This is a genomic window from Brevundimonas olei (assembly GCF_037055245.1).
Lineage (GTDB): Bacteria > Pseudomonadota > Alphaproteobacteria > Caulobacterales > Caulobacteraceae > Brevundimonas > Brevundimonas olei.
The window spans coordinates 648,405-666,308 of record NZ_CP146369.1 but is presented as its reverse complement, the minus strand read 5'-3'; the positions used below and the strand labels follow the sequence as shown (position 1 = coordinate 666,308).

19 protein-coding genes are annotated in these 17,904 nt (G+C 69.4%); 13 read left to right on the top strand and 6 right to left on the bottom strand.

Annotation, left to right across the window (positions count from 1 at the left end):
* Positions 1 to 3 precede the first annotated feature (3 nt).
* Positions 4 to 1,251, bottom strand: coding sequence for a 5-aminolevulinate synthase (gene hemA / locus V8J38_RS03210; RefSeq protein WP_338577867.1), 1,248 nt, complete (start codon positions 1,249 to 1,251; stop codon positions 4 to 6).
* Between the two features lie 115 nt (positions 1,252 to 1,366).
* Here hemA and V8J38_RS03205 point away from each other — a divergent pair, with 115 nt between their 5' ends.
* From V8J38_RS03205 to V8J38_RS03190, 4 genes are all read left to right on the top strand, one after another.
* Positions 1,367 to 2,857: a PLP-dependent aminotransferase family protein gene (locus tag V8J38_RS03205; protein ID WP_338577866.1), complete on the top strand. Its 1,491-nt coding sequence runs from the start codon at positions 1,367 to 1,369 to the stop codon at positions 2,855 to 2,857.
* 115 nt (positions 2,858 to 2,972) lie between these two features.
* Positions 2,973 to 4,109 carry an alanine racemase gene (gene alr / locus V8J38_RS03200; RefSeq protein ID WP_338577865.1) on the top strand — a complete coding sequence of 379 codons (1,137 nt, stop codon included), beginning with the start codon at positions 2,973 to 2,975 and terminating at the stop codon, positions 4,107 to 4,109.
* Positions 4,106 to 4,867: a YggS family pyridoxal phosphate-dependent enzyme gene (locus V8J38_RS03195; protein ID WP_291778959.1), complete on the top strand. Its 762-nt coding sequence runs from the start codon at positions 4,106 to 4,108 to the stop codon at positions 4,865 to 4,867. The genes alr and V8J38_RS03195 overlap by 4 nt, the downstream gene beginning before the upstream one ends.
* 59 nt (positions 4,868 to 4,926) lie before the next feature.
* Positions 4,927 to 6,084: a DegT/DnrJ/EryC1/StrS aminotransferase family protein gene (locus tag V8J38_RS03190; protein ID WP_338577864.1), complete on the top strand. Its 1,158-nt coding sequence runs from the start codon at positions 4,927 to 4,929 to the stop codon at positions 6,082 to 6,084.
* A 6-nt stretch (positions 6,085 to 6,090) separates the two neighbouring features.
* Here the strand turns inward: V8J38_RS03190 and pdxY are convergent, their stop codons facing one another.
* From pdxY to V8J38_RS03175, 3 genes are all read right to left on the bottom strand, one after another.
* Positions 6,091 to 6,891: a pyridoxal kinase gene (gene pdxY / locus V8J38_RS03185; protein ID WP_338577863.1), complete on the bottom strand. Its 801-nt coding sequence runs from the start codon at positions 6,889 to 6,891 to the stop codon at positions 6,091 to 6,093.
* A gap of 17 nt (positions 6,892 to 6,908) precedes the next feature.
* Positions 6,909 to 8,177 carry a serine hydroxymethyltransferase gene (glyA, locus tag V8J38_RS03180; protein ID WP_338577862.1) on the bottom strand — a complete coding sequence of 423 codons (1,269 nt, stop codon included), beginning with the start codon at positions 8,175 to 8,177 and terminating at the stop codon, positions 6,909 to 6,911.
* 109 nt (positions 8,178 to 8,286) lie between these two features.
* Positions 8,287 to 8,523: a thioredoxin gene (locus V8J38_RS03175; RefSeq protein ID WP_338577861.1), complete on the bottom strand. Its 237-nt coding sequence runs from the start codon at positions 8,521 to 8,523 to the stop codon at positions 8,287 to 8,289.
* Between the two features lie 118 nt (positions 8,524 to 8,641).
* Between V8J38_RS03175 and V8J38_RS03170 the strand changes: the two genes are divergently transcribed.
* The 7 genes from V8J38_RS03170 (at position 8,642) to truA (ending at position 13,516) form a co-directional block, all read left to right on the top strand.
* Complete coding sequence (locus V8J38_RS03170; RefSeq protein ID WP_338577860.1) at positions 8,642 to 10,108, top strand: PLP-dependent aminotransferase family protein; 1,467 nt, start codon at positions 8,642 to 8,644, stop codon at positions 10,106 to 10,108.
* Between the two features lie 75 nt (positions 10,109 to 10,183).
* Complete coding sequence (locus tag V8J38_RS03165) at positions 10,184 to 10,384, top strand: hypothetical protein (RefSeq protein WP_338577859.1); 201 nt, start codon at positions 10,184 to 10,186, stop codon at positions 10,382 to 10,384.
* A gap of 98 nt (positions 10,385 to 10,482) precedes the next feature.
* Positions 10,483 to 10,890 (top strand): acyl-CoA thioesterase, encoded by a 408-nt coding sequence (locus V8J38_RS03160; RefSeq protein ID WP_338577858.1) that lies wholly within the window; start codon positions 10,483 to 10,485, stop codon positions 10,888 to 10,890.
* Positions 10,891 to 10,962: 72 nt separating this feature from the next.
* A complete protein-coding gene (gene def, locus V8J38_RS03155) occupies positions 10,963 to 11,535 on the top strand; it encodes a peptide deformylase (RefSeq protein WP_338577857.1) in 573 nt (190 codons plus the stop codon).
* Positions 11,535 to 11,765, top strand: a complete 231-nt coding sequence (locus V8J38_RS03150) for a hypothetical protein (RefSeq protein ID WP_338577856.1) — start codon at positions 11,535 to 11,537, stop codon at positions 11,763 to 11,765. The genes def and V8J38_RS03150 overlap by 1 nt, the downstream gene beginning before the upstream one ends.
* A 27-nt stretch (positions 11,766 to 11,792) precedes the next feature.
* On the top strand, positions 11,793 to 12,767 hold the full coding sequence (gene fmt, locus V8J38_RS03145) for a methionyl-tRNA formyltransferase (protein WP_338577855.1): 975 nt from the start codon (positions 11,793 to 11,795) through the stop codon (positions 12,765 to 12,767).
* Complete coding sequence (truA, locus tag V8J38_RS03140) at positions 12,767 to 13,516, top strand: tRNA pseudouridine(38-40) synthase TruA (RefSeq protein WP_338577854.1); 750 nt, start codon at positions 12,767 to 12,769, stop codon at positions 13,514 to 13,516. Before fmt ends, truA begins: the two co-directional genes overlap by 1 nt.
* Before the next feature lie 9 nt (positions 13,517 to 13,525).
* On the opposite strand, the gene V8J38_RS03135 is transcribed toward truA, so the two are convergent.
* Positions 13,526 to 13,945, bottom strand: a complete 420-nt coding sequence (locus tag V8J38_RS03135; RefSeq protein WP_422388328.1) for a YidB family protein — start codon at positions 13,943 to 13,945, stop codon at positions 13,526 to 13,528.
* 87 nt (positions 13,946 to 14,032) lie between these two features.
* Positions 14,033 to 14,170 carry an entericidin A/B family lipoprotein gene (locus V8J38_RS03130; RefSeq protein ID WP_291778924.1) on the bottom strand — a complete coding sequence of 46 codons (138 nt, stop codon included), beginning with the start codon at positions 14,168 to 14,170 and terminating at the stop codon, positions 14,033 to 14,035.
* A 95-nt stretch (positions 14,171 to 14,265) separates the two neighbouring features.
* Here V8J38_RS03130 and V8J38_RS03125 point away from each other — a divergent pair, with 95 nt between their 5' ends.
* Positions 14,266 to 15,930 (top strand): thiamine pyrophosphate-binding protein, encoded by a 1,665-nt coding sequence (locus V8J38_RS03125; protein ID WP_338577852.1) that lies wholly within the window; start codon positions 14,266 to 14,268, stop codon positions 15,928 to 15,930.
* 101 nt (positions 15,931 to 16,031) lie between these two features.
* The gene (locus tag V8J38_RS03120; protein ID WP_338577851.1) at positions 16,032 to 17,873 is read left to right on the top strand and encodes a DUF885 domain-containing protein; all 1,842 of its coding nucleotides are present in this window, start codon (positions 16,032 to 16,034) and stop codon (positions 17,871 to 17,873) included.
* The last annotated feature ends 31 nt before the right edge of the window (positions 17,874 to 17,904 follow it).

The following is a 17,904-nucleotide window of genomic DNA, read 5'->3' as shown; positions in this document are numbered from 1 at the left end:
GGCTCAGGCTGGTTCCAGCGTCCGCAGGGCCTCAGCCGCGAACCGGCGCCAGTCGGCGTTGTCGGCCCAGACGGCGGCCAGCGCCTCCAGCAGATGATCCTCGTCGTCGTCGCTGTGCAGCGGCGTCGGCGTGACGCGCAGCCGCTCGGTCCCGCGCGGCACGGTGGGGAAGTTGACCGGCTGGATATAGACGCCGTGCTCATCCATCAGGGCGTCCGTCACCGCCCGCGCCGTGGCCGCATCGCCGATCATCACCGGCAGGATGTGGCTGGGGCTGGGCAGGACCGGCAGGCCCAGCCGCTGCATCCCCGCCTTGATCGAGGCGGCGCGCGCGACCAGCGCCCGGCGCGGCGCGGCGTCAGCCCTCAGATGGCGCAGGGCCGCCCGCACCCCGGCCACCACCGAGGGCGGCAGAGCCGTGCTGAAGATGAAGCCCGGCGCGTGGCTGCGGACGAAATCGACCGCCGCCGCATCGCCGGCCACATAGCCGCCCATGGCGCCGAACCCCTTGCTGAGGGTGCCCTGGATCATGCTGATACGGTGCGACTGGCCGTCGCGTTCGGCCACGCCCGCGCCGCGCGCGCCATACAGGCCCACGGCGTGCACCTCGTCCAGATAGGTGAAGGCGCCATGTTTCTCGGCCACGTCGCAGATCGCAGCGATGGGGGCGAAATCACCGTCCATCGAATAGCAGCTCTCGAAACAGACCAGCTTGGGCCGATAGCGGCAGACCCCGCTCATCAGCCGATCCAGATCGCGCCAGTCATTGTGGGCGAAGATATGCTTCTCCACGCCCGAGCGGCGCATCCCCTCGATCATCGAGGCGTGGTTCAGGGCGTCGGAAAAGATCACCGCCCCCGGCAGGCGCGAGGCCAGCGTCGACAGCGCCGCGTCATTGGCCGCATAGCCCGAGGTGAACAGCAGCGCCGCTTCCTTGCCGTGCAGATCAGCCAGATCCCGCTCCAGCAGGACATGTTCGTGGCTGGTGCCCGAGATGTTGCGCGTGCCGCCCGCGCCCGCGCCATAGGTGCGGATCGCGCCTTGCGCCGCCTCGACCACCTCGGGGTGGACGCCCATCGACAGATAGTCGTTCGAACACCAGATGGTGATAGTCCGCCCGCGTCGGTGATCGCGCGCATAGGGGGTGTCAGGCGCCAGCCGCTCCAGATCGGCGAAGACGCGATAGCGGCCCTCCTGCTTCAGATCGTCCAGATCGCGGCTGAAGAAGTCGGCGAAGTCGAAAGCGCCCATGACATCACATCCCATCACAGGACGGGCGGCGACATTGCCATCCCGCCGGGGGCGTGACACCTAACGCTGGATTGGCTGGATCATTCCGGCCACTTTGGAAAGAAACCACAGACCATTGCTGAAGCGCGCCCAGCTGGAATCCGTTCAGGCTTTCATGGACCACCCGGCCCAGTCCGGCCTGCCCCTGCACGCCCGCATCCAGCGCGCCGTGCGCCAGTTGATCGTCGAGCGGTCGCTGACGGCGGGGCGGCCCCTGCCCTCTTCGCGGACGCTGGCCCGGTCGCTGGGCGTGTCGCGCGATACGGTCGAGACGGCCTATGCCCAGCTTCACGCCGAAGGCTTCATCGAGCGGCGCGTCGGCAGCGGCAGCTTCGTCTGCGAACTGACCGAACTGGGCCTGAAGCGCGGGGTGCTGCGCCCGGCCGGCCGCCGCCCCGCCCTGCAACCGGCGACAGCGCCGACCCTGAGCAAACGCGGGCAGGCGATGGCCGACAGCGGGGGTCTGCGCGACCCTTACGCCCCGCTGGCCTTCTCGCCCGGCGTGCCGGAGACGCGGCTGTTTCCCTTCGCCCAGTGGGACCGGCTGCACCGCCAGACCCTGCGCGAGGAGGGCGCCGCCGCCCTGCACCACGGCGACCCGCAGGGCCATCCGCGCCTGCGCCGCGCCATCGCCGGCTATGTGAACCTGGAACGCGGGGCGCGCGCCGATCCCGACCAGATCCTGATCCTGACCAGTTCGCAGCAGGCCCTGTCACTGTGCGCGCGGGTGTTGGCCGACCCCGGCGACGGCGTCTTCATCGAAGACCCGGCCTATCAGGGCGCCGCCAAGGCGCTGGACGCGGCGGGTCTGAAGCGGTTGCCCGTGGCGGTCGACTCGCAGGGGCTGCTGACCGACGACCTGCTGGCCCGACGTGAGGACGGGCGGGCGGTCTTCGTCACCCCCTCGCACCAGTTTCCGACCGGACGCACCCTGTCGCTGGACCGGCGGCTGGCCCTGATCCAGTGGGCCACCGACCATGACGCCTGGATTCTGGAAGACGATTACGACAGCGAGTTCCACTACGCCGGGCGGCCGACCGCCTGCGTTCAGGGCTTGGACCCGCACGACCGGACCCTGTATCTCGGCACCTTCACCAAGTCGCTGTTTCCGGGTCTGAGGCTGGCCTATCTGATCCTGCCGCGCCCGCTGGTCGAGCCGATGGTCGCGGCGCGCAGCCTGATGGACGGCTTCACCGCCTCAGTGGCGCAACTGACGCTGGCCCGCTTCATCGAGGACGGCCGGTTCGGCGCCTATGTCCGCACCATGCGCGGCGTCTACGCCCAGCGGCTGGATGCGCTGGAGGCTGCGGTGGCGGCGCGCCTCTCCCACGTCGTCACGCCCGACCGGCCCGCCGGTGGCCTGCAGATGCCCTGCTTCCTGAAGGACGGCTTCGACGAGGCCGAGACGGTGCGCGCGGCCCGGCGCGTCGGCGTTCACCTGACCGGCCTGACGCCCCTGCACGACGCGGGCGCGGGCCGTCCCGGCTGGCTGATGGGCTTCGCCGCCTCGACCCCGGCCGAGATCGACGCCGCCGTCGATCGGCTGGCGAAAATCTTCCCCGCGTGATCGACGCTTACAAAGCGGTCTGACGATCTGCGCCGACGTGGCGGGGAATGGCCGGGACAGCGCCGCCTAAGGTGCAGGCGTCGGCGGTGAGCCGGCGCTGTGAAAGCATCCATCCTTGCCTGCCCTCGCCCTGCTCCCGACCGACCAGCCGGGCCGCCGATCCGACCACGGCGGCGGTCGAGTTCGCGTCTCCCTGAGCGCCGTCGCCGCCAACTACCGCGCCATGCGGGACAGGATCGCGCCCGCCGCCTGCGCCGCCGTGGTCAAGGCCGACGCCTATGGTCTGGGCGCGGCCCGCATCGCGCCAGCCCTCTATGACGCCGGGTGCCGCGCCTTCTTCGTCGCCCATCTGTTCGAGGCGGTGGAACTGCGCCGCGTCCTGCCCGCCGACGCTGAGCTGTTCGTGCTGAACGGCCTGGCGCCCGGCGCCGAATACGCGGCCCTGGCCGCCGGGGCGATCCCGGTGCTGAACAGCCGCGAACAGATGGAGGGCTGGGCGCGTCTGGGTCGGGCCGTCGGGCGCCCGCTGGCGGCGACGATCCAGTTCGACACCGGCATGTCGCGGCTGGGCCTGCCGCCGGAAGACGCCGCATGGGCCTTCGACCCGGATGGCCCGATCCACTGGATCGAACCGCGCCTGATCCTTAGCCATCTGGCCGTCGCCGACACGCCCGGCAACGCAGGCAATGCGCGCCAGCGTCAGGCCTTTGAGCGCATACTGGCCCACGCGCCACCGGGTATCCCACGCTCGCTGGCCAACTCGGCCGGGTGCTGGCTGGGCGAAGACTATCACTACGACCTGTGCCGGGTCGGGGCCGCCCTGTTCGGGCTGGACGCCTCGCCCTCGGCCAAGGCCATGCAGCCGGTGGTCGAGGTGACGGGCCGCGTCATCCAGACCCGCGCCGTGCCTGCGGGCGCGGGCGTCGGCTACGGCTGGGCCGTCACGGCGGCGAAGGGAATGCGTCTGGCGACCATCGGCGTGGGCTATGCCGACGGCTGGCCGCGCCAGTTGTCGGCGAGCGGCGCCGCTGCATTCGAGGGGCGATTGCTGCCCTTCGTCGGGCGCATCTCGATGGACAGTCTGGTCGTGGATATCAGCGCCCTGCCGCCTGATGCGCTGAAAGCGGGCGATCAGGTGGAGCTGCTCGGCCCCAACCGCACGCCGGAACAGCTGGCGCTGGACGGCGCGACCATCGACTATGAAGTCATCGCGCGGCTGGGCCGCCGCCTGTGTCGGGAGTATGTTTCGTGACCCTTTCGCCTGAAAATCTCGAACGCTTTGGTTCTGATCCGCGCGAGCGGTTCGCCGCCAATCTGGCGCTGGTCCATCGCCGCATCGCCGCCGCCTGCGAACAGGTGGGGCGGCCGATCGACAGTGTGCGCCTGTTGCCCATCACCAAGACGGTCCCGGCCGAGATCCTGCGTCTGGCCTGGGCGGCGGGCGTCACCGACTTCGGCGAGAACAAGCTGCAGGAGGCCCGCGACAAGGCCGAGGCCATGGCCGATCTGTCGATGCGCTGGCACGTCGTCGGCCACCTGCAATCGAACAAGGTCAAATATCTGACCCGTCTGGCGGACGAGTTTCATGCGCTGGACAGCCTCAAGCTCGCCGAGGTGCTGAACAAGCGGCTGGAGACCGACGGCCGCGACATGAAGGTCTATGTCCAGGTCAACACCTCGGGCGAGGAGAGCAAGTTCGGCCTGCATCCCGACGACGCGCTGGACTTCATCGAACGGCTGGAGGCCTTCCCCCGACTGAAGCCGCAGGGGCTTATGACGCTGGCCATATTCAGCGACGACGCGGATCGGGTGCGGCCCTGCTTCACCCTGCTGCGGTCCCTGCGCGACAGGGCCGAGCGCATCGATGCGCGCATCACCGGCCTGTCGATGGGCATGACCGGCGACTACGAACTGGCCGTGCGCGAAGGCGCGACCGTGGTGCGCGTCGGTCAGGCCATCTTCGGCCCGCGCCCGACGCCGAACGCCCACTATTGGCCCGGTCTGGCGTGATCTCACTGGCGTGATCTCACCGGCCTGACTTTCCTCCCCCTCCCCGGAGTAATCGACGCGTGACCATTCCCTTCATCGATCTTCTCAGCCAGCGCCGCCGCATCGGCGCGACCATCGACGCCGCCCTGATGGAGGTCGCGGCCAGCGGCCAGTACATCATGGGCCCGGCGGTCGGCGCCTTTGAACAGGCCCTGTGCGACTTCGGCCAGGCGCCGCACGCCCTGTCCTGCTCCAACGGGACGGATGCGCTGGTGCTGTTGATGATGGCGTGGGGCTTGGGGCCGGGCGACGCCGTCTTCTGCCCCGCCTTCACTTTCGCCGCGACGGCTGAGGTGGTCGCGCTGGCGGGCGCAACGCCGGTCTTCATCGACGTCCGCCCCGACACCTGGACGATGGACCCCGATCACCTGCGCGCCGCCGTCGAGGCGGTCGAGCGCGAAGGCGTGCTGAAGCCCCGCGCCGTCATCGCCGTGGACCTGTTCGGCCAGCCCGCCGACTATCCCGCCCTGTCGCAGATCGCGCAGAAGCACGGGCTGAAGCTGATCGCGGACTCGGCGCAAGGGTTCGGCTGCACCCTGGACGGCCATCACCCGATCCACTGGGCCGACGCGACGACGCTGAGCTTCTTTCCGGCCAAGCCGCTGGGCGCCTACGGCGACGGCGGGGCGGTGCTGGTCAATGAACCGGCGCTGATGGATCAGCTCGTTTCCCTGCGCGTCCACGGCCAGGCGACGGCGGCGGATGCGGCGGCGCAGGGCTTCGCCCACGATCCCAAATACCTGAACCCGCGCCTGGGCATGAACGGGCGGCTGGACACGCTGCAAGCCGCCGTCCTGCTGGAGAAGCTGAAGATCTTCCCGGACGAGATCGAGCGTCGCAACCGCATCGCCGAACGCTATGTGCAGGGGCTTGCCGGTCATGTGGCGGCGACGCCGGTGGTCATTCCCGGCGGCCGCTCGGTCTGGGCTCAGTTCACCGTCGAGCATGACGACCGCGACGCCCTGGCCGCTCATCTGAAGGCGCAGGGCGTGCCGACCGCCGTCTATTATCCGATCCCCCTGCACCGCCAGCCCGCCTATCGCCAGCACCCGGTCGGCCCCGGCGGTCTGGCCGTGACCGAGGCCAAGGCGGAACGGGTCATCAGCCTGCCGATGAGCGCCTATCTGGACGAGGCCGTGCAGGACCGGGTGATCGCCGCCGTCGGCGACTTCGGCTGAGGGCTTTTAGCCCTCGGTCAGGCGCATCTCGAAGGCGCCCGCCGCCTGGGTCCGCAGCAGAACGGTCTGGACCCCGGCGGTGGCGCGGGCGGCGGCCTGCGGCAGGGTCTCGCCGCGCATCAGCCAGCCGGCCAGATAGGCGGTGAACAGGTCGCCGGTGCCGCTGGGCCGGATCGGGATGCGGGAGATGGAGGTGCGATGGGCGACGCCGCCCTCGACGGCCACCGTCTCGACTTCGCCCGGCGCGGTGTCGGTCAGGACGCAGCCCGTCACCACCGTCCTCCCCGTGCCGCGCGCGTTCAGGATGCGCGTCGCCTCGATAACCCCCTCGACCGTATCGGGCCGTTCGCCGACCAGTCGGCCCAGCTCGAACTGGTTGGGCGTGATGATGTCGGCCATCGGCGTCAGCTCGTCGCGGAACTGTTCGATCAGGCCTTCAGCGACGAAGACGCCCAGATCATCATCGCCGATCACCGGGTCGCAGATGTGCAGCAATGCGGGGTTCTTCGCCTTCCAGCGACGCAGGAAACCCGCCGTCGCCGCCGCATTGGCGGCCGAGCCCATATAGCCCGTGACCACCGCCCCGGATGTCATGGGCAGGTCGCGTTCCTCGACCCCCAGCAGCAGGTCGGCGACCAGTTCCGTCTCCAGAATCCGGCCGCGCATGGTGGGATAGTGCGGGTGATTGGACAAAAGGGTGGTCGGCACAGCCGCCACCTCCAGCCCCATGGCCTGCATCGGCTGAACCGCCGCGCTGTTGCCGACGTGGCCGTAGACGACCTGGCTCTGAATCGAGATGACCCGCACGCGCGTTCGGAACCTCCTTAAGCGGGCGTCAGCGCCGGTCCGGCGATCGGATAGGCCCGCGTCAGTTCTCTTCCCTGCGCCTTCACCGCCGCGCTGTCGAGATCGCCGTCGCGCAGGCCCTTGAGGATGGTCAGGATCATGCCCCCCACCGTGCGGAACGCGTCGGCGTCGAACCCGCGCGAGGTCGAGGACGGCGAGCCCAGCCGCAGACCCGACGTGACCATCGGCGAGGCCTTGTCATAGGGGACCGAGTTCTTGTTGGCGATCAGGCCGTGATCCTCCAGCGCCTCGACCGCCGCCTTGCCGGTCAGGCCGAAGGGGCGCAGGTCGACCAGCACCAGATGGCAGTCCGTCCCGCCCGACACGAGGCGCAGACCTCCGTCCGCCAGCGTCTGGCCCAGTACGCGGGCGTTCTCGATCACCGCCCTGGAGTATTCGACGAAGTCCGGCTGAAGCGCCTCGTGGAAGGCCGCCGCCTTGCCCGCGATGACGTGCATCAGCGGGCCGCCCTGCGTGCCGGGGAAGACCGCCTTGTCGATGCGCCGCGCCAGCTCCGGATCGTTGCACAGGATCAGGCCGCCGCGCGGGCCGCGCAGGGTCTTGTGCGTGGTCGAGGTGGTGACATGGGCGTGCGGCGTCGGATTGGGATAGAGGCCCGCCGCGATCAGCCCGGCGTAGTGGGCCACGTCGGCCACCAGGTATGCGCCGACCTTATCCGCGATCTGGCGCATCCGGGCGAAGTCGATGCGGCGCGGATAGGCCGAGCCGCCCGCATAGATCAGGCGCGGCCGGTCCTGCAGAACGCGCTGCTCCATGTCGTCATAGTCGATCAGGTCGTCATCCTCGCGCACCCGATAGGCGCTGACCTCGAACCACTGGCCCGACAGGCTGACGGGCGAGCCGTGCGTCAGGTGGCCGCCGCAGGCCAGGTCCAGCCCCATGATGCGGTCGCCCGGCTTGATCAGGGCGAACAGCACGGCCAGGTTGGCGTTGACGCCCGAGTGAGGCTGGACGTTGGCGTAGGCCGTATCGAACAGGGTGCAGGCGCGCTCGATGGCCAGTTTCTCGGCGATGTCGACCGCCTCGCACCCGCCGTAATAGCGGCGGCCCGGATAGCCCTCGGCGTATTTGTTGGTCAGGACCGAGCCCTGCGCCTGACGCACGGCGGCGCTGACGATGTTCTCGGACGCGATCAGTTCGATGCTGTCCTGCTGGCGTTTCTGCTCCAGAGCCAGAGCATGAGCCAGTTCCGGGTCCAGGGCCCGCGTCGCCAGATCGAGAACCATGTCGTCTCCGTCATTCTAGTGAAAAAGACGGCGGGTCGGCCTCTGAGGAGGAGGGTCGCCGACCCGCCGAGCGGCTGGCTTCGGGGGACTGAAGCCAGGCCGAAGTGCGTCAGCGCAGGGCCGAAAGGTCCGCGCCGTGATTGATGTGGTAGACGGCGCCGCCCATGACGATGGCCGGAACCGACTGCACGCCCGCGGCCTCGGCTTCGGCCAGGCGCTGCGGAGTCTCGCCCAGATGGACGACCTCGACGTCATAGGCCGCCGGGTTCATCGCGCCGACGAAGCGCTGCTCGGTGTCGACGCAGACGGTGCAGCCTGCGTGATAGAAAACGGCTTTCTCGGCCATGGCCCTATCCCTTGTTTCTGGTCCCGCAGCGGTGTTGCTGCTTGGGAATGCGCGTGAGATACCCGGCCTACCGGCCCCGTCAGAAGAGCCGCTTTCCTGAAACTAGACAGGCCGGATCATGGGACGCAGCGCCGTCGTCATTGAACTGATCGAAGACCCCGCCCGGCCCCTGTTCATCAATCTGGCGGGGTCAGTCATCCGCGAGATCGAGCGCGGACGGCTGAAGCCCGGCGACCGCCTGCCCGGCACCCGCGCCCTGGCGGGCGCCCTGGGCATCCATCGCAACACCGTCGACGCCGCCTATCAGGAACTGGTGCTGCAGGGCTGGCTGACGGCTGAGGCGTCGCGCGGCACCTTCGTCGCCCGCGACCTGCCCGATCTGGGTACGCAGAACTGGGGCGCTCGCCCCGCCGCCGCACACCTCGCCTCGCCCCTGCCGCAGGCCCGGCCCGCGCCAGCGCCGATGCAGTTCTCGGACGGGGTCCCGGATGCGCGCCTGATGCCGGGACTGGAACTGGCCAGGGCCTTCCGCCGATCGCTGACCGGCGCCGAACTCAAGTCGCTGCCCGGATACGGCGACCCGCGCGGCGCGCCGTCGCTGCGGACGGCGCTGGCCCGCTATCTGTCGGCCGAGCGCGGCCTGACGGTCGGCGCCGACGACATCCTGATCACGCGCGGCAGCCAGATGGCCCTGTTTCTGGCCGCCGCCGTCCTGAATCCCGGCGACGCCATCGCGGTCGAGGATCCCGGCTACCCCCTGGCCTGGAAGGCGTTTCGCGCGGCGGGCGCCCGGGTGGTCGGCGCCCCGGTCGACGCGCAGGGGCTGGACGTGGAACGGCTGGAGGCGCTGCTCGCCCGCGACCCCACCATCCGCGCCGTCTATGTCACGCCCCACCATCAGTTCCCGACCACGGTGACGCTGGGCGCCGGGCGGCGCCTGCGCCTGCTGGAACTGGCGCGTCGCCACGGCCTGATCCTGATCGAAGACGACTATGACCACGAATACCGCTTCGAGGGCCGCCCGGTCCTGCCGCTGGCCGCCCGCGCCCTGAGCCACGGCCGTGATCAGGACCGCATCATCCATATCGGCTCGGTGTCCAAGCTGCTCTCGCCGGTGGTCCGCATCGGCTATGCGACAGGCGCGCCAGACCTGGTCCAGGCCATGACCGCGCGGCGCGAGGCCATCGACCGTCAGGGCGACCTGCCGCTGGAACGGGCGCTGGCGCGGCTGATCGACGACGGCGACCTGGGCCGCCACGCCCGCAAGGCGCGCAAGGTCTATGAGCAGCGCCGCGACCTGCTGTGCGCCGAGATCGTCGCCCGTCTGGACGGCGCCGTCGCCTTCGACAAACCGGCGGGCGGGCTGGCCTTGTGGTTGCGCGTGAACCCGGACATCGACGCCGCCGCCTGGGCCGCCGAGGCGGAGCGATCCGGCTTGATCCTGACCCACGGCCGCCAGCTCCAGCTTGAACCCGGCCCAAAGGGGAACATAACCGCCAACGCCTTCCGCATCGGCTTCGCCAGTCTGGACGAGACGGAACTGGTCCGCGCCGTCGACCGGCTGAAGGCGACGCAACCGGCCTGATCGATCAATCCAAACCGGAGCTTCTGGACCATCCGGCTTGTCGCCACCCTCGGACCTGATCGCGGCCGTCGCCGCATGGGTCTGAAAGGGTTCAACACGATGCCGCCGTCCAGCCGCAAGACGACCTCACCCCGGTCACGCCGTCTGTTCGAGGGTGAGGACACGCCCGAGGGCGGCGCCACGCGGCGGACCGCCCTGATCCAGATCTTCGTCCTGCCGCTTTCGGTGGCGGTCGCCGCCGCCGTCATCGGCGTCGTCGCCGTCTGCTCGGGTTGAAGCGTGGATCTCCGGAGGCCGCAACCGGCCAATGGCTTGCGTCATTCCAGGTCAGGGCGCATGAACCGGCCCTGACGAAGCCGCCCGAGAGGTTATCCGTGTCCGACGCCGACAAAGCCGCCGCCCTGTTGCCCGAAGGCCAGCCTGTCGGCCGCGTCATCGCCATGCCCGCCGACACCAACCCCGAGGGCGACATCTTCGGCGGCTGGCTGCTGGCCCAGATGGACCTGGCCGGGGCGACCCCGGCGTTCGAGCGCGCGGGGGGCCGCTGCGCCACCGTGGCGCTGGACGGCATGGTCTTCCACCAGCCGGTCTCGGTCGGCGACGAAGTCTCCATCTACGCCAAGATCATCCGCGTCGGCCGCACCTCGATCCGCGTTCACGTCGAGGCCTGGAAACGCGCGCGCGGTCAGGCCGAGGCCCAGTCGGTCCGCGTGACCGAGGGCGTCTTCACCTATGTGGCCATCGATCAGGACCGCAAGCCGCGCGAAGTGCCCCCGGCCTGACGCTGATCGGAAGTCCCAGCCCGACAGTCGGTAATTCTTGACGTTCGGGGGCGGCGGCCCTACCTCCCCCGCATGGCCATTCGTCGTATCCTGACTATCGATAACGCCGCCGATCTGGCGATCCTGAAGACTGTCGCCGCGCCCGTGGAAGGCGGCGTCACCGACGCCGTGCGCGCCCTGATGGATGACATGCTGGAGACGATGTACGACGCGCCGGGCATCGGTCTGGCCGCGCCGCAGATCGGCGAGCTGACCCGCGTGGTCGTCATGGACCTGGGCGACAAGCCGGTCGAGGGCGCCGCTGACGAGCCGCAGACCGAGGAAGAGGCGCTGGAGCGCCGCAACCCGCGCTTCTTCGTCAACCCCGAGATCCTGTGGTCGTCCGAGGAGATGTTCTCCTATGAGGAGGGCTGCCTGTCGGTGCCGACCTATTACGACTCGGTCGAGCGTCCGGCGCGCATCCGCGTCCGCTACATGAACTATCAGGGCGAGACGATCGAGGAAGAGATCGAAGGCCTCTACGCCGTCTGCTTCCAGCACGAGCTGGACCATCTGAACGGCGTCCTGTTCATCGACCACCTGTCGCGCCTGCGCCGTGACCGCGCGGTCGCCAAGGTCAAGAAGCAAGCGAGGATGGCCGCCTGATGGCTCGCAAGACCCGCAACATCGATCCCAGAATCGTCAATAGAGGAGGCCGTCGCCGCCTGACCCGCAACGAGAAGGTCGGCGCGGCCAGTCTGGCGACCCTGCTGGCTGTCGCCGCCGTCGGCGTGGTGGCGGGTCTGGTCATCGACCGCCTGCTCGATTTCGACGACGCCCTGGACGCCGGCGGCGAGTGGGACGAGGGCGGCGGCGTCTATACCCGCTGGATGTAATCGACCTCACGGTCTAAAGGCCTGCCCATGCGCCTAGCCTTCATGGGAACCCCCGACTTCGCCGTGCCGTCCCTGGCCGAGCTGATCGCCTCGGGGCACGAGATCGTCGCCGTCTATTCGCAACCGCCGCGCCCCAAGGGCCGGGGCCAGAAGCTGACGCCGTCGCCCGTTCACGCCTTCGCCGAAGCCATGGGTCTGCCGGTGTTCACGCCCGAGAGCATGAAGGCGGCCGAAGCCATCGACGTCTTCAAGAGCCTGGACCTCGATGCGGCCTGCGTCGTCGCCTACGGCCAGATTCTGAAGCCTGAAGTGCTGGAGGCGCCGCGTCTGGGCTGCTTCAACCTGCACGGGTCGCTGCTGCCGCGCTGGCGCGGGGCCGCCCCGATCCAGCGCGCCATCATGGCCGGAGACCGTCAGACCGGCGCCCAGATCATGCGGATGAGCGAGGGCTTGGACGAAGGGGCCATCATCCTGTCCGAACTGATGGACATCCACGCCGACGACACCGCCGCCTCTCTGGGCGACCGTATGGCCCATGTCGGCGCCGCCCTGTGGCCGCGCGCCCTGGCCGCCATCGAACGCGGCGGTTTCACCGAGACGCAGCAGACGGGCGAGCCGACCTACGCCAAGAAGATCACCTCGGCCGAAGCCCGCATCGACTGGAGCCGCCCGGCCGCCGAGGTGGATGCCCACATCCGCGGCCTATCGCCCTTCCCCGGCGCCTGGTTCGAGGTCGAGGCCGACGGCGAGCCGGTCCGCGTCAAGGCGCTGATGTCGGTTCTGGCTGAAGGCGAAGGCTCGGCAGGTCAGGTGCTGGACGACGGCCTGACCATCGCCTGCGGCGACGGCGCAGTGCGCCTGACCCGCGTGCAGCGCCCCGGCAAGGCGGCGCAATCGGCCGAGGAAATGCTGCGCGGCTTTCCGGTTCCGGCAGGTGTGGTTCTGGACGGGCCGCATCGGGTCGAGAAGGCGGAGCCTTCTGATCGCGGCCCCCAGGGATAATGCCCCGTTACCGCTTCACCATCGAATACGACGGCTCGGCCTACAACGGCTTTCAGGCCCAGGTCGGCCAGCCGACCGTGCAGGGCGCCATCGAGACGGCGATCGCCGCCTTCAGCGGCCAGAGCGTGCGCATCGCCGCCGCGGGGCGAACCGACACGGGCGTCCACGCCACAGGCCAGACCTGTCATGTCGATCTCGAGCGCGACTGGCCGGCGCAGACGGTGATGAACGCCCTGAACGCCCATCTGGTGAAGGAGGCCGTGGCGGTGCTGGACTGCACGCCGGTCAGCGACGACTGGCACGCCCGCTTCACCGCCAACGGGCGCAAATACCTGTATCGCATCCTGAACCGGCCCGGCCGTCCGGCGCTAGACCAGGGCCGTGTCTGGCACGTCAGGAAGCCGCTGGACGCCGAGGCCATGCACGCCGCCGCGCAACACCTGATCGGCCATCACGACTTCACCACCTTCCGCGACGCCGCCTGTCAGGCGGCCAGCCCGCTCAAGACGCTGGACGTCGCCCGCGTCTCCCGCGTCGGCGAAGAGGTGCATCTGGTGTTCGAGGCGCGCAGCTTCCTGCACCGTCAGGTGCGGTCCATGACGGGCAGCATCGTCGAAGTGGGCCTCAATCGCTGGAGCCCGGCCGATCTGGCCGATGCCTTGGCGGCCAGGGACCGCGCGCGATGCGGCCCGGTGGCGCCGTCAGACGGTCTCTATCTGACGGGCGTCACCTATGAGGCCGAGGCCTGACCCCAGGCTTCAGCGCTTGAACAGGCCGCCCAGGGCGCCGCCGAGGCCGCCTGGCAGGTTGTTCAACAGACCGCCGAGCATGTCGTCCGCGCCCTCCGCCGAGCCGTTCGGCGTCAGGCGGTCAATGGCTTCCGGCAACAGCCCGGCCAGGGTCTCGCTGGCCTGTTCCGGCGAAACGCCCAGCTTCCGGGCGAAGTCGGCGATCGGGCCGGAGCCGATGACGGCGGCGATCTGCTCGGGGCTGATCGCGGCGTTGCCGCCCTTGCCGATCCACGAAGCGGCTACGTCGCCCAGACCGTTCTGGCCGAACTTTTCAGCCAAGCCCGCCACGCCGCCCTGCCCCTTCAGCAGGTCGGCCAGGCCGCCGGCGGCGTCATCGCCGAGGCCGCCCAGAACATTATCCAGAAGTCCCATCTCAATTCCTCGGATTTGCGCCGCCAGAATGACAGACTTCCTCTGCGGATTTGTGGCCGGAAGGTAAAAGACGGCGCCGCGATCACGGCGACGCCGTCGACGTCAGCTCTTGGCGCGTTCCGAACCCGAGGTGACGGCTTGGCCGGCGGCGGACAGATCGCGGCCGATGCCCGAAACGGTGTTGCAGGCTGCGGTGGCCAGGGCGGCGGCGATGACGCCGAAAACAATGAGCTTGCGCATGATGAAATCCCCGTGGTCGATTTGGCGCTTCAACGTGAAGCTTGGCCATAAGGTTGCATGGCCAATTCATCCTCCAATCTGCTAACGGCGAAACCATGACGCAAGCTTCCGGAACCGCCGCCCGCCGTTTGGTCGAAACCCTGGTGATGAACGGGGTCGACAAGGTCTTCTGCGTGCCGGGCGAGAGCTATCTGGCCGTTCTCGACGCCTTGGCCGATGTCCGCGACCAGATCCAGGTCGTCGTCTGCCGCCACGAGGCCGGCGCCGCCAACATGGCCGAGGCCTACGGCAAGCTGACGGGCCGCCCCGGCGTCTGCATGGTCACGCGCGGGCCGGGCGCGACCCACGCCAGCATCGGCGTGCATACGGCGCATCAGGATTCGACGCCGATGATCCTGTTCGTCGGCCAGATCGCCCTGACCGACCGCGGCCGCGGCGCCTTCCAGGAGGTCGACTACCGCGAAGTGTTCGGCGGCCTGGCCAAATGGGCGACCGAGATCGAGAGCCCCGAACGCACGGTGGAAGTGGTCGAGCGCGCCTTCGCCACGGCCCAGCAGGGTCGCATGGGCCCGGTCGTCGTCGCCCTGCCCGAGAACATCCTGCACGAAGACGGCGGCCCCGCGCCGATCCGCCCGGTCGCGCCCGCCAAGGCGGCCCTCGACCCAACCTTTGTCGAACAGGTGCGCGAGCGCCTGTCGCGCGCCGAAAGCCCGATGCTGATCCTCGGCGGCTCGGGCTGGACCGATGAAGCGACCGACGCGATCTCCGGCTGGGCCGAGCGTCTGGGCCTGCCGATCGCCCTGTCCTTCCGCCGCAAGGATCTGATCCGCAACGACCATCCCGGCTATGCGGGCGACCTCGGTCTCGGGCCGAACCCCAGGCTGGTCGCGCGGGTCAAGAACGCCGACCTGCTGCTGGCAGTCGGCGCACGGCTGGGCGAGAACCCGACCCAGGGCTACACCCTGCTGGACCGGACGAAGACGGCGCAGACCCTGATCCACATCCATCCGGGGCCGGAAGAGCTGGGCCGCGTCTGGGCGCCCGCCCTGTCGGCGGCGGCGGACAATTCGCTGGCGGCCCTGGCCCTGTCGACCATCGATCCGGGGCGCGTCTGGACCGAACAGGGCGCGACGGCCCATGCCGACTTCCTCGCCTTCTCCTCGCCCATCGAGGTCGAGAGCGCGGTCAATATGAGCGAGGTCATCGCCCATCTGGCGCAGGCCCTGCCGGAAGACGCCATCCTGACCAACGGCGCGGGCAATTTCGCCGCCTGGCTGCACCGCTTTCACCGCCATCAGGCCCGTCGCACCCAGCTGGCCCCGACCTCGGGCGCCATGGGCTACGGCTATCCGGCCGCGCTCGGCGCCAAGGCGACCCAGCCCTCGCGCGAGGTCGTCTGCATCGCCGGCGACGGCGACTTCATGATGAGCGCCAATGAAATGGCCACCGCCGCCCAGTACGGCCTCGGCGTCATTGTCGTGGTCGTGGACAACGGAACCTTCGGCACCATCCGCATGCACCAGGAACGGGAATACCCGACCCGCGTCATCGCCACCGACCTGAAGAACCCCGATTTCGTGAAGTACGCCGAGGCCTTCGGCGCCTTCGCCGTGCGCTGCGAGACGACCGGCGACTTCCCAGCGGCCCTGACAGCGGCGCGCGAGGCGGCGGCGAGCGGCCGCCCCGCCCTGATCCACCTGATCACCGACGCCGAACAGATCGCGCCGGGCCGCACGATCACGGATTTACGCGGGCAGTAGTCCTTACCCCCTCCCAACAGGAGAGGGGCGGCTTCCGCGCTTGCGTCCCGCCACGCTTCGCGAAAGAGTGCGCCCCTTATTGTACCGAGGGGGTCTTTCTCATGCGTCGTCTTCTGATTTCATCCGCCGCCGTGCTGGCGCTCTGCGCCGCTGCGCCCGCTGCTATGGCCGAGGGAGCCGCGTCCGCCGCCGCGACCATCCAGGCCCAGAGCGAGGACGCACGGCTCAACGCCTTCTTCGAACAGGCCTTCGAGGCGCGCGTGGCCCTCAGCCCCCAGCGTATGACCTCGCTGGGCCGCAAGACCGACTATGACAAGCTGGACGACGTCTCCGACGCCGCCGCCGAACGCTCGCTGGCCCTGCAGGAAGCCCAGCTGGCCCAGATGAAGGCCCAGTTCGACCCGACCAAGCTGAGCGAGCAGAGCCGCCTGTCCTCGCGCCTGTTCGAACACGGGGTGCAACAGGCGCGCCTGTCGAACCAGTGGCGCGACTGGGGCTTCCAGTTCGCCGCCAACGGCAACCCGACGACCAGCCTGCCGGTCTTCCTGATCAACAATCACCGCATCGGCAGCGTCTCGGACGCCGAGGCCTATGTCGCCCGCCTGAACGCCGCCGAGCGCTATATGGGCCAGGTGGCCGACACCCTGACGGCGCGCGCCGGCAAGGGCGTGGTCTCGCCGCGCTTCGTCTTCGAGCCCTCGATCGACAACACCCGCGCGGTGATCGCCGGGGCGCCGTTCGACGGCGGCGCCGACAACCCGGTCTGGGCCGACTTCCAGAAGAAGATCGCCGCCCTCGACGCCGATCAGGCGACCAAGGACCGCCTGCTGGCCTCGGCGCGCGAAGCCCTGACCGGCCCCTATAAGCGCGGCTTCGACACGGTTCTGGCGGCGCTCGGCCAGGTGCAGACCCAGGCCGACAGCGACGCGGGCGTGTGGCGCCTGCCGCAGGGCGAGGCCTATTACAACGCCCGCCTGCAGCTCTCGACCACCACCGACCTGACCGCCGACCAGATCCACCAGATCGGCCTGGACGAGGTCGCCCGCATCCAGCGCGACATGGAGACGATCAAGACCCAGGTCGGCTTCACCGGCACGCTGCAGGAGTTCTTCGCCTTCCTGAAGACGGACCCGCAGTTCCAGTATCCGAATACGCCGGAGGGCAAGGAAGCCTATCTGACCGACGCCCGCGCCTTCGTGGCCCAGGTCATGGCCGTGGCGCCGCAGTGGTTCTCCAACCTGCCCAAGGCCCCGCTTGAGGTCCGCGCCGTCGAGCCGTTCCGTGAGGCGACGGCCTCCATCGCCTTCTACAACTCGCCCGCGCCGGACGGCTCGCGCCCCGGCATCTACTACGTCAACCTGTCGGACATGACCCAGGTGCTGAAGCCCCAGATCGAGGGCATCAGCTATCACGAGGGCGCGCCGGGCCACCACTTCCAGATCGCCTATGCGCAGGAGATGGAGCACCTGCCCAGCTTCCGCCGCTTCGGCGGCTACGGCGCCTATTCCGAAGGCTGGGGCCTGTATGCCGAGCGCCTGGGCAAGGAGATGGGCTTCTATCAGGACCCCTATTCCGACTTCGGCCGTCTCTCGACCGAGCTGTGGCGCGCGGTGCGCCTGGTGACCGACACCGGCCTGCACGCCAAGCGCTGGAGCCGCGAGCAGGCGATGGACTACTTCCGTCACAACTCCCTGCTGTCCGAGCGCGACATCCAGAAGGAGGTCGAGCGCTACATCACCAATCCCGGCCAGGCGACCAGCTACAAGATCGGCGAGCTGAAGATCGAGGAACTGCGCGCCAAGGCCGAGGCGGCGCTGGGCGACAAGTTCGACATCAAGGACTTCCACACCGTGGTCCTGGGGTCGGGCGCCGTGCCGCTGGACGTGCTGGGCGACCTGGTCGACGCCTGGATCGCCAAGGGCGGCGGCCACCCGACCGCCTGAGGCTCGCGTTTGCGGCGGTAGAGCGGTAAAG

Excerpts from the sequence above, each read along its gene's own strand:
- hemA (WP_338577867.1), bottom strand. The coding sequence starts at position 1,251 with ATGGGCGCTTTCGACTTCGCCGACTTCTTCAGCCGCGATCTGGACGAT.
- glyA (WP_338577862.1), bottom strand. The coding sequence starts at position 8,177 with ATGGTTCTCGATCTGGCGACGCGGGCCCTGGACCCGGAACTGGCTCAT.
- V8J38_RS03175 (WP_338577861.1), bottom strand. The coding sequence starts at position 8,523 with ATGGCCGAGAAAGCCGTTTTCTATCACGCAGGCTGCACCGTCTGCGTC.
- V8J38_RS03170 (WP_338577860.1), top strand. The coding sequence starts at position 8,642 with ATGGGACGCAGCGCCGTCGTCATTGAACTGATCGAAGACCCCGCCCGG.
- V8J38_RS03165 (WP_338577859.1), top strand. The coding sequence starts at position 10,184 with ATGGGTCTGAAAGGGTTCAACACGATGCCGCCGTCCAGCCGCAAGACG.
- def (WP_338577857.1), top strand. The coding sequence starts at position 10,963 with ATGGCCATTCGTCGTATCCTGACTATCGATAACGCCGCCGATCTGGCG.
- V8J38_RS03150 (WP_338577856.1), top strand. The coding sequence starts at position 11,535 with ATGGCTCGCAAGACCCGCAACATCGATCCCAGAATCGTCAATAGAGGA.
- fmt (WP_338577855.1), top strand. The coding sequence starts at position 11,793 with ATGCGCCTAGCCTTCATGGGAACCCCCGACTTCGCCGTGCCGTCCCTG.
- truA (WP_338577854.1), top strand. The coding sequence starts at position 12,767 with ATGCCCCGTTACCGCTTCACCATCGAATACGACGGCTCGGCCTACAAC.
- V8J38_RS03130 (WP_291778924.1), bottom strand. The coding sequence starts at position 14,170 with ATGCGCAAGCTCATTGTTTTCGGCGTCATCGCCGCCGCCCTGGCCACC.
- V8J38_RS03125 (WP_338577852.1), top strand. The coding sequence starts at position 14,266 with ATGACGCAAGCTTCCGGAACCGCCGCCCGCCGTTTGGTCGAAACCCTG.
- V8J38_RS03120 (WP_338577851.1), top strand. The coding sequence starts at position 16,032 with ATGCGTCGTCTTCTGATTTCATCCGCCGCCGTGCTGGCGCTCTGCGCC.